Source organism: Anaerotaenia torta (genome assembly GCF_050433395.1).
GTDB lineage: Bacteria > Bacillota > Clostridia > Lachnospirales > Lachnospiraceae > Mobilitalea > Mobilitalea torta.
On record NZ_JBNPXH010000004.1, the window covers coordinates 280,272 to 293,975 of the forward strand.

The following is a 13,704-nucleotide window of genomic DNA, read 5'->3' on the forward strand; positions in this document are numbered from 1 at the left end:
GCACGAAAAGTTATTATGTACGAAAAGTTATTTCTCTTCACTCTCACCGCGATACTCCGTCGGTGTACAGTTATAGAACTTACGGAAGCAGCTGGCAAAATACCTTGGATTGCTGTAGCCGGTTTTATTGGCCACCTCCTGAATCCTCAGGTTGGTATTCTTCAGCAGCTCTCCTGCTGTTTCCATTCTTCTTCTGCCCAGATACTCGACAAAGCTCTCCCCTGTTTTTTGCTTAAACAGCTGGCGTATATAATTGTGACTGAAATATAGCTGCATCGACGCATTTTCCAGATTAAACTCCTCGTTATCCAGGTTTTCCTCGATTAAAAACTTCACATTACGGACAATTTTGTCCCCTTGGTTTTTATTGATGAGGGCATATTGTTCACAGCATCGTATGATATATTCTTCCAGCACCAGCTTGGCCTCCATCAAGCTTCCGTGGGTAAAATGCTTCTTCAGATATTCTACCATTCCTTCATCTTCCCACGCCTTAATATCCCCTCTCGCCTTCATCAGCTTCTCGGAAATGGTATACACCAGATTCACCAGGGATATATTCACAAATTCCACCATATCCACCCCGAAGGAAGCATAATATTTCAGAATATCCTGCAGATCGGCAATTGCCATATCCTTACGATTCATTTGAATATGAAGCAGTAATGAGCTTTCCAGCTCCTTGGGACTTTGTATGTCATCTCCGCTGAATTCCTGCCCCTTTTTCTGCATATCCGCATAAAGAAGGGTGCTGTCCGTCTGGAACAGATATCCCTTCCACACGGAAAGGGCTTCTTTGTAGGAATGGGATATCTGCTTCCATTCCTGATAGGTATTGCCAAGGGCACAGCCAAATTTAATATGATAATAGCGCTGCATGCTGTCTTTCATTTTCTCAAGGCCCTCCTGGATGCTTTTATGGAACAGCATCTGATTGCTGTGATTTCCGCAAAAAATAAGGACCAAATGATTGTTATTCTCATTGACCAGGTAAAGACTTAGATTTGCAGGAAAATAAGTATCCTTCACAATGGCTAAAAGCTCCTCCGTCTTACAGTAGTCCTGCTGCTCTGTTTTATTTTGGGCAATCGGATATTTCAGTATCCCAACGCAATAATATTGCGCCCGGACATCGAGAAGAACCCGCTCGCCCTCCTGCTGCAGCTGCTCCTCGGGCAGATTATTGTGAAGAACCTGCAGCAGATAACGTTCCTGCTCAAGCATCATATTTTTTTGAATCTGGCTTTGCATCTGCTCCATGTTGCGCAATAAATTAGCTTGATTCTCCAGCTGCTCCTGTATCTTTTTCAACACAGCGAAAAGCTCGGCAGGAAGGAACGGCTTCAATAGATACTCCGCTACCCCAAGAGTCATCGCCTTCTTTGCGTAAGCAAATTCATCATATCCGCTGATTATAATGGTCTTAATGCTCTGATCCAGGTCATTGACCATCCTTATCAGCTCCAAGCCGTCGATCCCTGGCATACAGATGTCCGTAATCAGCACATCCGGATTCAACTCCCTGACAAGCTCAATGGCGGCAGTGCCGTTCGCTGCAACCCCCACCACCTCAAAGGGTATTTGTGATTGGTTAATTCCCTTCACTAAGAGGTCTCTTACATATTCTTCATCGTCCGCAACTATGATCCGATACATTTACCCTTCCCCTCCCGTCTCCTGCGCAGGGATTACGATGATCGCCCTGGTTCCTTCCCCTGCTTTACTCTCAAGGGTTAAGCCGTAGGCTTCACCGTAATATAGCTTCAAACGTTCATTCACATTATAGATTCCATAACCGGAGCTGCAATCCGTAATGCACCGGCTCAGGTCCTCATTCAGCTGCTCCAGCTTCTCCTTCTCAATTCCCATGCCGTCATCCTCAACACAAATCTTAATGCCCGGAACTCCGTATCCATCCTCCTGCAATACGGCGGATATCCTGATACAGCCTTGATTCTCTTTCCTCTTAATTCCATGATACAGGGAATTCTCCACCAGGGGCTGCAATACCAGCTTCACAATGGACATTCTTCGGATTTCCTCCGGAATGGAGATCTCGTACTGGATCTTGGATTTATAACGGATCTTCTGAATCTCCAGATAACTGCAAACGTGCTCTACTTCCTCCTGGATTGTAATCACTTCTTTTCCCTTACTGAGGCTGATGCGGAAGAACTTACCCAGGGAATTTGACAGAACGCTGATCTCCTCGGCACCCTGGTCCGCGGCCTGCCAGGTAATCGTATTCAATGTATTGTACAGAAAATGCGGATTAATCTGTGCCTGCAGGGCTCGAAGCTCCGCTTTCCGCTTTAATGCCTGCACCTTTTTTACATTTTCCTTTTCTTTTTCCAGCTCCGCTATATTATCATTTAATTCCGTGACCAGAGTATCGATTTCCCTGACCATGTAATTGTAGCTCTTTGCAAGATTACCCACCTCATCCTCATAGGGGTAATTAAACTGCACACGAAATCCCTTCTTTATAGTCTTATCCATGATCTGCACCAATTGCCCTAAAGGCTTTGTCAGCATTCCCGCAAGTATTACTACGGTAATAAGACATAGAAGAAAGCTTGCGCCAAGAACATAGATTATGTACAAACGCAGCTCTGAAAGGCTTCCCAGCAGAGATTCTGTGGATTTTAAAGCACAGATTCTCCAGCCATTGCCTTTCATCACCGTATAGGTTGCCAGATATTTATTATTTCGATAAGTGATTGGTTCGCACACCACATCATAGCTTTCCGCTAAAGCTTCAAAATCCAGGGATGAATAGATTTCGTTCTCTTCCTCACTATAGTTTGCTATATTATTTCCGTCCCTGTCCACAATAAATATTTTATCATAGGATTCATAAGTCTTCTCCAGATATTCCGTAATTTTGGCCTGATTAATGCTTACGATGGTGAACACATCCTGATAACTTATCCTGAAGCGGTATACAACAGGGATAATCATTTCCTTATCATGAAAGATAGGGCTTTCCATCGCAGGAAACCAGCCTATGGTGGTGTCCGGATGCTCTATAAAATACTGATATAATTGGGTGTCCTCCATGCATACATCATGCCTTCGGATCTTGACAAAGTTTTCAAAATAACCGTATTTCGTAAATATATAAACCGAATCGATATAGTCATCGCTGTTTTGTAATTCACTGATGGAATCCGGTACGGTGCTCAACAGGATCACATAATTATGATTCACCGGAGAAATCAGAAAGTCCGTCATGGGTTTGACGAAGTTCATATTGTTGTTCAGAGCATAAACCCTGCTTGTAATGCCCCGCAATCGGCTATGGATATGAACATTCATCTGGGATACAATATCCTCTGAGCTCTGGTAGAAGTTCCTCAGTGTATCCTTATAGGCATAATTATAATAAAGCATTCCCGCAAAAGTACTGTTAACCAATAAAAATATAATGAACAAAAGAACTATCTTCGTCTTAAACTTCGTATTTCCTAATTTTTTTCTCATGGCCGAACCTCCTGTGAGATTAGTTTCCTTCATCTCCCTGCAAGGCAATGATACCATATTTCAGTCCGGAAATCATCAGCCTTTCACCGCTCCCGAGGTTAAGCCGGCAATGAACTGCTTATTGCAGAATAGATACAGGACTAAAATCGGAATAATGGCAATGGAGGCTCCCGCCAGCATAATATGCCATTCCGCGGCAGCATTGACCGAGTACTTTAATTGAACAACCGCAACGGTCAGGGTCCTCAGATTCGGCAAAGCAATGCTCATGATCAGCGTGGTGATATAATCATTCCATGCATGGCGGAAGGAAAACAGGGCCACAACAGCAAGAATAGGCCGTATCAAGGGCAGCAGAATGCGGAAAAAGATCCCATATACCGTACATCCGTCTATGATTGCCGCCTCATCCAGCTCCTTGGGTATGCTTTTTGTAAAGCCCATGATGAGCATAACATTGGTGGCCTGACCTCCGGTTAATGCCAGGATTAGGCCCGCCACGGTTTTGTTCAGGTTCAGCTTCACCAAAAGCATGTAAGTCGGATACAGGGTTACGGACCCCAATGCCACAAACATTAATCCTACATACATCGCCAGAATTAGTTTCTTAAATATAAAATCTCTTCTTGCAAAGGTATATCCGGCAAGTGCAGCCGTAACACTGGCAATGACCATAACCGAGACACTGACAACCACGCTGTTAAGGGTATATTTTGCAAAGTCTGCTTTTACGAAAGCCAGGTAATAATTATCGAAGTGCCATAGCTCCGGCAAAAAGGCCGCTCCTCTGGTTAATTCCGCATTCGTCTTAAAGGAGCCCAGCACTGCATATATAATCGGATAAACGGTGAATAAAACCATAACACCGACGAACAAATACGCGGCGAGAAATAAAAGCCATCTTTTCTTTTTACTCATCCTGTCAGCCTCCTAATAAATATCGTCAAGTTTTTTTGAGATGAACAAGTATCCCACCGTGATAATCCCGGCTATGATTGCTGAAATAAAGCTTACTGCCGCTCCGTAACCAAACTGCGGCGTTACGGAGGCAATCGCCGATATCGGGAAGAAGAATTGATATCCGTAGAGCGCCATAACCATGGTTTCATTGGTCGGCCCGCCTTCGGTCAATACCATGACATTACTCATATCCGCGAAGGCCGACGTAATTGCCAGCATTAAGATAATCTTCAAAATAGGACCAAGCATCGGCAAAATGATATACCAGATGGTCTGCAGCCGATTTGCACCGTCGATGCGCGCGCTCTCCAATGCCTCCTCCGATATCTGTTGAAGCCCGGCAATAAAATATACCATATAATTACCAAGCCCGCCCCATACCGCGGTGATCACCAGCGTCTTCATCGCGTGCTCCTGTCCCAGCCAGTTAATCGGCTTGCTTATTATATTCCAATCCAGCAGATACTGGTTAATCTGCCCGCTGTAAACATTGAACAGCAGATAGAAGACCAGGCCCATTACCGCAGAGCTCATAATGGTAGGAATAAAAATAATGCTCTGAAACACACCGTTCCCTCTTCTCTTCTTGCTCAAAAGCAGCGCTAATATAAATGCAAGAGGAATCGTCAACAGTATTTTAGCGCCGCCATAGCGCAGGGTATTCATCACCGCTTTCCAATAAATCTCATCCTGAAAAACACGAAGAATGTTATCGAAACCTGTAAACTTCGGAATAGAGGAGCCGTATCCGCCGTACCGGTAGAATACATATTTCAGGGTCCAGATTACCGGATAAACCGAGAATACGATAAATAGAATTAGATTAGGGAGCAGTAAACTGTATGACCTCAGATTTTCGATAATTAATCTCTTTCTCTTTATGGGTGACATTTTAACCTTATTATTTAAGCCCACCGATTTTCGTTCCTTTCTTTAAAAAGTTTGAGTTGTCTTAAAGGTTCAAGACAACTCGCACTTTTGTCTGTATAAAATTATGTCCTTCTTAATTGCCCATCGGCTTCATCGGGTTAAAGCCTGGAATTTTAATCTCTGTTCCAATTCCTTCCTTGATCCCCGTACGATATGCCGCATTGTATCTTTCTGTTAAGTCTGCAAGTCCTTTTGCAATATCCAAATCACCAAGGATCATTTCTGCAAATACACTGTAGAAATCCTGTCCTTCGATAACCACCGCATCGGCTTTGATTGCGGAAGGAATCTTCGGATAAATCTTGTCGGTAGCGGTTAATAACAGATCCGGATTCTTTGTATAAACCTCATCCGGAGTAGCCAGCTCAATAGCAGCCTTTACCGAGGAGATTCCAAGACCCGCGGTATAGTAATCGGCAAGATTTTGAACATTGGCAAATACTGCTGTGTATACCTTCCAGGCTGCGTCCAGGTTCTTGCTCTCTGCATTGAAGAAATAGCCGTTGATTGCCTGATAGTTCTGAGCGCCGTTTACAATACCGCCTGTCGTAGGAAGCTGGGCACAGCCCCATTCCTGCTCCATCGGGAACTGATTCTTGTATACTCCCGGTTCCGCATGGGTATAGGACATATACATACCGATCTTACCGGCTGCAAATTGTGTTCTGAGAGGATCGATATCAAGGGACTCACATCCGGGAAATGCACATTCTTCAGACATTAATACCTTCCATGCCGCGATTTGGTCCGCATATACGGAGAAATCATACTCACCCTTTGCAAAATCAAAGCCGTTGACATTACCGCTTTCTCTCATCTCTGCTAATGTCATGGAACGGCCGAGTGCCGAACCGGGGCTCTTGAAATTGGAAGCGAAGCCATAGATCCCTTCTCCTGATAATTCTGCGGTAATCTTCTTAGCGATCTCAATCATTTCTTCCATACTGGCAGGAGCCTTGTCCACTCCGACTCTGGCGAAGATATCTTTGTTGTAGAATAAACGGCAGCTTGTGGAAGCAGTAGGAACATAATAGCATTTTCCGTCAATTACATTAAAGCCGTCGATCATATTGTCTGCAAAGGTCGCCTTGAATTCATCATCCATGAAGGGGGTGAGGTCGGCAAATTTACCTGTGCTTATGTAATTGTTAATAACCGCATCCTGAACCACCATCATATCAGGAGCTTCTCCGCTCTGGAAAGCCATATCCACTGCCTGAACGTAATTGTCTGAGTAAATCTCATACTTAACCTCGATATTATCTGTGTTGGCGGCATTGTACTCATCCACCAGGCCCTGCATAAAGTCCGCATCATGTCTGTCCTTTGTCCATACCGTGACTACTGTTTTCTCTCCGCTTGCAGCCGGCTTAGAATCCTTCGGAGCCTCGGTAGCTGCTGCACCGCCCTTATCGTCCGTCTTGGTTTCTGTTCCCTCTTTACGATTGCCGCACCCCATGAAAAGGGAGAGCGCCATGGCAAAGGTCAACGCTATTGCAAAAAACTTTTTCATTTTTTTCATTTTAAATACCCTCCTTTTTGATAGTCCCATTATATCCCGGGCTATGGAAAAGAACAATTCACTAAATGACTTAGCTATGTTCGAAAATTGACCCTGTATTATCCTCTGAAATCCTTTAGATATACCCCCTGCTGATGCAGCAGCCGGCGTAATTGGGGAACCTCCAGTTCCTTGAAGCTGATCGCACCTGCCTTACACAAAGCTGCCGCGGTTCCTGCCGCTTGTCCGGTTGCAAAGCAGGGCGGCATCATACGAAGGGTGGACATCATAGCCCGGTCACTGCTGACGGTTCTTCCTGCTACGGCAAGATTATTAAGCTCCTTGGGTAATAAACACCGATACGGGATACCATAGCATTCCCCCATCCGGTACTTGGAGGTTTTGTACCGGACATGATTATCTTCGCTCTCTTCCGGCACCGCTGCATGCATATCAATCGGATAATTGTAATAAGCAATGCTGTCCTCAAAATCAGCGCGGTTGTAGTAATCCTCCTCCGTCATTTTGTACTCGCCGATAATTCTTCTGGATTCACGAATTCCAATATTAGGGCCGCTTCCTGCCAGCACCGCATTCTCGGCTCCGGGCACATACCGATGTAAAAACTCCATAAACTCCGGCAATCGAGACCTCGCCTCCAGCTCCGCTCTGGTCAGATCCTGCTGATCCAAAGGCTTGATATCAAAAACATGTCCAAAATTCAGACCGGCCATTCCATTGGCCAGAATAGCAATTCCGGCAACACTCTTTTCTCCGGCAGGGAACTCTACTGCTGCCTTCGCCCGGTTGACGGCTACGGACAGATTCCCGTCTTCTTTGACCTCCTTTGCATATTCCATGAAACGCTCCACATGAAAGTTGGCTATCTTGAAGCAGAGGGTAGCGGCCTGTACCCTTCCCTGATCATCCCCGTATTCAAAGCCTGCGCCGGACAGGGCAGCCACATCCGCATCACCGGAGCAATCAATGAAGTAATCTGCTTCCGCCTTCTCTATTCCGCTCTTATTATGTATCGTAACAGAGCTTATGGTTCCTCCGCTGCATTCTGCCCCAATTACCGAAGTATGTAACAGCAGATGACATCCGCTGTTCATAACAATAGAATCCAGTACCCGTTTTAAGGCCTCCGCATCAATCGGCAGCCAATCCCTGTTCTTGATCCGGTCCGGTTTATAATCAAAAAACGGGCTGTCAAAGCTAAGCTTTTTCAATTCATCCTGTATCTCTAATCCAATTCCTCCAATCAGATTAGTCCTTCCGTCCGTATAGGGTCCAAAGGCAGGAATTGACGCATTGGTAGCCATTCCGCCAAGATATCCTTCCCTCTCAATAAGCAGGACCTTGCTTTTGTTTCTGGCAGCTGCTACGGCAGCCGCTGCTCCGGAGGGTCCTCCTCCGATTACAATAATATCATATCTCTCCATTTTAAACTCCTTTTTATCTGTTTATTTTTCTGCTCATCTGTAGGAAAGAATCCAATTGGCAAGATGCTCTCCCATACGGATATGCCCGTCATCGGAGGGATGAAGCAAATCCGTACTCAGATAGTCAAGATCCTTTAATATCTCTTCCCCAGGGATTAGAGCCATTCTCCGATCCGATATCTTCTTCAGCTCTTCTCTCAATATTGCCTTAAAGCTTCTATAATTAACATAATACCTTGAGGATTTGTCCGCTGCGATCAAGCCTTTATTCGGGAACATGTCTATAATATAAACCCTGCGGGCCCGGCTATCTTTCATCTTCTGAAGAAAATATTGAATTTTGCTGCGATACTGGTCTTCCTCAAAGAATAATATCATATTCACACCCAGCTCCAGAGTAAGTATATCAACCTCAAGGCCAGCAAGATAATCAGCAACAAAGGGCTCACACAGGCACGAGCCGGACAGTCCCTTGTTTAAAATATCATAATTCAAGCGGATTGCGGCCTGATTCACATAACTATTGGAATACAGGGCGGATACACTGCCGCAGGTAATGGAAGAACCATAGGCAGCCCATAGAGTATCCGGCTTTTCCTCCTTCCTTGGCGGCCGTATCGGAAAACCAAAGGTATCAATGGAATGAAAATGCATATAACTGTTCAGTCCAAACTGAACACGCCACACCTTCGGTGCAAACCGGCCCTTCAATAACCTGCAGGGATCAACGATACGATATATTTCGGGCTTCTCCACATGAAGCACAGTTAGATTGCCTGCTTTTAGAGTATGCTTCGAATGCATCCTGTCACCATAATAGATCATGATGTCATTGTCCCCCTCCACAGCGGTTAGAGCAAGATCAAAGAACTTGGACCCTGTGACAAAACGCAGTTCACAGCCATGAGGACGCTGGGCACGGAAGCGTCCGCTGCGGTTGCCTTCTATTCCTAACTGTTTTGTAAATTCCTTTGGAAAGCGGTGAAGCCGTAATCCACTCATTCCCTCCACTCTTTCGAGATGATCCACATTATGAAATTCGATATTCTGATCTGTCATATAGTCCTCCAATACCCTTTCTGTCCCATTTGTACCGTATTTTCAATCGTACCTTTCTTCTATACCTTAAATACATGAACCGCCTCTTCCAGGGATTGTATATTCCGGTGAAGCTGACTGGCGGTATGATTAAGACGCTCAACCGCTGCCAGCTGCTGGGAAGCCGTCATATCCAGGGTGTTGGTTGCCGCGGAAGTCTCCTGGGCTGTTGCGGAGATGTTTTCGATGGCACCTAACGTATTTGTTTTTGCTTCCTCCATTTTCTTAATATCCTCTTCAATAATGGATAGTTTACCGGTAAGGCTCTCTACGTGTAAGTTGATATCAGCAAACACGGCAATTGTATCCTTTAATTTCTCCTCCTGGGATTGTACGATCACCTCAGCCCTCTTCGCAGTACCAACCGTTTTCTTTGTGCATAGCTGAATCTGTTCGATAATTCTGCCGATCTGAGCGGCAGACCTCGTTGATTGATCGGCTAATTTTCTTATTTCATCGGCCACTACGGCAAAGCCTCTTCCTGCCGCCCCTGCTCTGGCAGCTTCAATGGATGCATTCAGAGATAAGAGATTGGTTTGCTCCGATATTTCATTCATTGCAGCTACAATACTTTCGATATTCCTGCTCTCCCGCTCCAGGTATTTAATCTCCTCCGTGATATCCGCTGTGATGCTGTTGGTATCCTTTACCTTTGCCCCAAGCTCATCCATAATGATGATACCCTTTCCGACTACAGCCTTCGTGCTGCCGGCCATCATTTCAATTTCATGGGTGCTATCCGTCATGGAATTAATCTGCTCCACCAGATGCTCCATCTGATATAAGCAGCTCTGCGTATCCTCTGCCTGCTGCGTTATACCGGCATTGATATCGGATACCGCCATGGAGATTTCACCGGTACCCTTCAGGATCAGCCCTGAGTTCTCCGATACCTCTCCCACGGATTCAGATACCTCTTTACTGATGCCGGCAATTTGAAGAACAATCTTCCTCATGCTCTGAATCATTGAAGTAATCCCGCCAACCAAAGTCTGGAATTCATCTCTTCTGCCTGTTCTTACCTCAACGTTGAGATCCCCTTCTGCCGCCAGGGATAATTTCGTATTAATGATATGTATGATATTACTGATCCCAAGTGCCACATAGGTTCCGATAAGAATAGCGGCAGCACCAGCCATTGCAACCACAATTAATGTAATATTACGAAGCTTCACTGTCTGCCGCATAATGGCAGCCTTAGGAATCATTGCATTCAGCATGAACTGCGAATCTCCGATCATGGAGCAGGCATATAGGTATTCTTCTCCCTTATATTCTACATATTGATAATCGATCTGACCTGCTTCTGCCTGCGGTAAGCTTTCTAAAGCAGCGCCAAAGAACTCCTGATCGGTAAATCGAAAACCTTCCGGTATCATTCCCGCAGTCAGCTCCTTGTCATCTCTCAGAACGATACCGTAGATCGCGTCCTCTTCCATTTTCAAGCGCCCCAGAATCTCTTCCATTCCGCTCTTCTTGATATCTACCAGGATGTAACCTATCTTTTTGCGGTTAGAGCTTTCAAGAGAACGAACCAGAGAAAAGCTGTAGGAAGATGAATTCAGCTTCAGGTTTTTATCCAGCTCTTCATGAGAAGCCAGATAGTAATGAGGTTCGCCGCTTTCCTGATATTCCAATGCCTCCGGATAGCTCAGGAATTCATTATAGAATTGGTTTGGAATATTTGATTTTGTAGCTATTCCGCTTCCGTAATCCGCAAAGATAAATATATTATCAATAAACTGATCCGCAACCTTCACGCCCAGGGTATTTACTGTTTCATTGTTAATCACCTCCATCTCTGCCGGTTTGTCTTTCTTATAATAACCGGAATAGTACTTTTTCAGATTATCATTTAAGGCAAGCTGCAGGGATTTTGCTTCAATGCCGCGAAGGATTACGTTGAAGTAGCCGGAGGCAACCTCAAAGCTTGTGCTTACGGATTTTTCATAGGCCCGGACACTCTCCTTTGCTGATATCTGATAGGATATCAGGCCCAATAATACCATTAAAAGGACCGGGATGCAGAAAAACCCGATTAACTTACCGCGTATTCCAACAAAACTTCCCTTGACCTCTGTATTATTGCTCCTGTTTTGTTCGGGATTTATCTCTTTGGTATCTTCATTTTTTGCCCGCCTCTTCTGCTTACTAATACGTCTTACTCCGCCATGGATATGTTCCTTTATACCTTTCATAAGTATTTCCTCCTCCTTGCTCTTCCCCCTTTAACTACCAATCCAGAAGCTGCCTATATTATCGAAACTAAATCATGTTCCGATAATCACGATCTACAGCATGGGCCGTGCCTTATTTAATAATAGATTAATTTAAAGATAACGTATATTCATTATTTGACTATGTAATGTTCAATTTATGACTTTCAATTACTTCCTGTTTAAAAAACCTGATAAAAAAAACATGGCCCGGATAAAGCCATGCTCTATCCGGGTCATGTTTCTTTTTATACCAGAAACTCTTCCTATTTTTAATGCGAATCTCATGATAACGAGTTAAGCAGTGGAATGAAATTGTTACAGCTCAGCCCGCAGTGCTATTCCGTTAGCCCAAGGTACCGAAAAGAGAGTTTAAAATTATACTATGACATGTTTATTTATATAATTTTGAAATATTATCCGCCAGTCTGGCGAACTCCTGCCGGGTCTCTTCCGGCTCTAATACCTCCGCTTTATCTCCGAACCCAAGAATCCAGCTATAGGTATAGTCTTTATTGGTATAGCCAAGGGACAGGATCAGATCGCTGTCCGTTTCTTCATAGCAATTCAGCCCGTATTCCTCAATTAGCCGAAACCGCATACTTTTATCAATACGAATCTTAATATGATACTCTTCCGGAAACGCATCATTGCCGCTGGCCTGCTCAGGAGGAACCGGACGCGGGACAAAAGCTGTGCCGGTAATCTTCAAATCCCAAAGGCGATTCAGCTTGAAGCGCCTGAAATCCCCGCGGAACTTACACCAGCCAAAAACATACCAGGCATTCCACTTGAACTGGATAAAATACGGTTCAAGCTCGCGGCGAACCTCGCCCTTTGCATAATAATAATCAAAGCTGACTGTTCTGCGGGTAGAAATCGCATCTTTAAGCAGCGCAATTTTCTCTGACAAGCTGTCCTTATAATAAGAGGAAAGGTCAATAACAATACTGTCGGTTAAGGAAACCATTGAATTTTTCGGTGCAAGCTTTGCCATCAGGCATTCCAAGCCGGATGTTCCCGTGACGGAATCGATTCCCTTCAAAGCGCTTATCAAGGTTTGCAATTCATCCGTTGTCAGCACGTTTTTATTGATTTTATACCCTTCCATAATGGCAAGTCCGCCGTCACCGCCCCGTGTGGCAACGATGGGAATCCCGGCCATGCAAAGGCTGTCCACATCACGCATAATCGTCCGGCGTGATACCTCAAAACGCCTTGCCAATTCCGGCGCAGTCGTTTTTTCATTCTGCAGCAATATTGTAAGAATGCCTATCAGGCGGTCCAGCTTCATTTTATCTCCCTTAGATCGTGCTATGTATGTCGATACCCCTTCATTATACTAAAATTAAAATCAATGTACAAGCTGCCTTATTTTAACTTGAAATGGCTTTTGAAAACATAACGGGCAAGGCCGTTTTCCAGCGGCTCTTGCCCGTTTATGTTATATAAGACTGCTTTGGAGATGATCAAGTCATATACGAAATATCCTCCGCTTCTTTCATATAAACGTCACAATCATAATAAGTGCCGTCTTTCCGAAGCCCTACCTTTTCTTCTGTCCTGATATATACCATTCCCGCCTTTTGCATCACTCTGCCGGAGGCAACATTCAACACATCATGCTTTGCCTGGATGCGCTGATAGCCGATTTCATAGAATAGATAATGCATCACCGCACGCAGGGCTTCCGTCATCAATCCTTGATTCCAGTATTCTCTGGACAGACAATACCCCACTTCGCAGAGCCCCGCCATATCGTTGGCGACCTCAACACTGATGGAACCTATCACCCTTCCCCGCTTCTTCTCCTGCAATGCCCATACGTAGGAATTATAACGGACATAACTGCTGATCCAGCTTAGAATTCTCTTTCTGGAAGCCTCTTCACTGGTGTGCGGTCCCCAGGATAAGTATTTGCATACCTCAGGATCTCCCGCCCAATTCTGGAACATGTCCTTTGCATCCGTTTCCTCAAACCGTCTCAGTACGAGCCGTATTGTTTCTATCTGTACTGTCCCTTTATGCCGGATACCCATATCAATCATCATGCCTTTCTCGCAAGCCTGCA

At 44.8% G+C, this 13,704-nt stretch carries 10 protein-coding genes; all 10 read right to left on the reverse strand.

Going from position 1 to position 13,704, the window contains the following annotated elements; genetic code table 11:
* Window positions 1–27: 27 nt before the first annotated feature.
* Window positions 28–1,656: a response regulator gene (locus HNQ56_RS09275; protein ID WP_429144894.1), complete on the reverse strand. Its 1,629-nt coding sequence runs from the start codon at window positions 1,654–1,656 to the stop codon at window positions 28–30.
* Complete coding sequence (locus HNQ56_RS09280) at window positions 1,657–3,483, reverse strand: cache domain-containing sensor histidine kinase (protein ID WP_429144895.1); 1,827 nt, start codon at window positions 3,481–3,483, stop codon at window positions 1,657–1,659.
* 75 nt (window positions 3,484–3,558) lie between these two features.
* A complete protein-coding gene (locus tag HNQ56_RS09285; protein WP_429144897.1) occupies window positions 3,559–4,401 on the reverse strand; it encodes a carbohydrate ABC transporter permease in 843 nt (280 codons plus the stop codon).
* Window positions 4,402–4,413: 12 nt separating this feature from the next.
* On the reverse strand, window positions 4,414–5,334 hold the full coding sequence (locus HNQ56_RS09290) for a carbohydrate ABC transporter permease (RefSeq protein WP_429144899.1): 921 nt from the start codon (window positions 5,332–5,334) through the stop codon (window positions 4,414–4,416).
* A 112-nt stretch (window positions 5,335–5,446) separates the two neighbouring features.
* Window positions 5,447–6,895 (reverse strand): ABC transporter substrate-binding protein, encoded by a 1,449-nt coding sequence (locus tag HNQ56_RS09295; RefSeq protein ID WP_429144901.1) that lies wholly within the window; start codon window positions 6,893–6,895, stop codon window positions 5,447–5,449.
* 98 nt (window positions 6,896–6,993) lie between these two features.
* Window positions 6,994–8,319: an FAD-dependent oxidoreductase gene (locus HNQ56_RS09300; RefSeq protein WP_429144903.1), complete on the reverse strand. Its 1,326-nt coding sequence runs from the start codon at window positions 8,317–8,319 to the stop codon at window positions 6,994–6,996.
* Window positions 8,320–8,352: 33 nt separating this feature from the next.
* Window positions 8,353–9,378 (reverse strand): SGNH/GDSL hydrolase family protein, encoded by a 1,026-nt coding sequence (locus HNQ56_RS09305; RefSeq protein WP_429144905.1) that lies wholly within the window; start codon window positions 9,376–9,378, stop codon window positions 8,353–8,355.
* A gap of 59 nt (window positions 9,379–9,437) precedes the next feature.
* Window positions 9,438–11,615: a methyl-accepting chemotaxis protein gene (locus HNQ56_RS09310; RefSeq protein WP_429144907.1), complete on the reverse strand. Its 2,178-nt coding sequence runs from the start codon at window positions 11,613–11,615 to the stop codon at window positions 9,438–9,440.
* Between the two features lie 412 nt (window positions 11,616–12,027).
* Window positions 12,028–12,927 (reverse strand): helix-turn-helix transcriptional regulator, encoded by a 900-nt coding sequence (locus HNQ56_RS09315; protein ID WP_429144909.1) that lies wholly within the window; start codon window positions 12,925–12,927, stop codon window positions 12,028–12,030.
* Between the two features lie 175 nt (window positions 12,928–13,102).
* Entirely contained in the window at window positions 13,103–13,684 is a 582-nt protein-coding gene (locus HNQ56_RS09320; protein WP_429144911.1) for a GNAT family N-acetyltransferase, read from the reverse strand.
* Between the last annotated feature and the right edge of the window lie 20 nt (window positions 13,685–13,704).

Coding starts and splice junctions, on each gene's coding strand:
- HNQ56_RS09305 (WP_429144905.1), bottom strand. CDS start 9,378: ATGACAGATCAGAATATCGAATTTCATAATGTGGATCATCTCGAAAGA.
- HNQ56_RS09295 (WP_429144901.1), bottom strand. CDS start 6,895: ATGAAAAAAATGAAAAAGTTTTTTGCAATAGCGTTGACCTTTGCCATG.
- HNQ56_RS09280 (WP_429144895.1), bottom strand. CDS start 3,483: ATGAGAAAAAAATTAGGAAATACGAAGTTTAAGACGAAGATAGTTCTT.
- HNQ56_RS09275 (WP_429144894.1), bottom strand. CDS start 1,656: ATGTATCGGATCATAGTTGCGGACGATGAAGAATATGTAAGAGACCTC.
- HNQ56_RS09285 (WP_429144897.1), bottom strand. CDS start 4,401: ATGAGTAAAAAGAAAAGATGGCTTTTATTTCTCGCCGCGTATTTGTTC.
- HNQ56_RS09300 (WP_429144903.1), bottom strand. CDS start 8,319: ATGGAGAGATATGATATTATTGTAATCGGAGGAGGACCCTCCGGAGCA.
- HNQ56_RS09310 (WP_429144907.1), bottom strand. CDS start 11,615: ATGAAAGGTATAAAGGAACATATCCATGGCGGAGTAAGACGTATTAGT.
- HNQ56_RS09315 (WP_429144909.1), bottom strand. CDS start 12,927: ATGAAGCTGGACCGCCTGATAGGCATTCTTACAATATTGCTGCAGAAT.
- HNQ56_RS09320 (WP_429144911.1), bottom strand. CDS start 13,684: ATGATGATTGATATGGGTATCCGGCATAAAGGGACAGTACAGATAGAA.
- HNQ56_RS09290 (WP_429144899.1), bottom strand. CDS start 5,334: ATGTCACCCATAAAGAGAAAGAGATTAATTATCGAAAATCTGAGGTCA.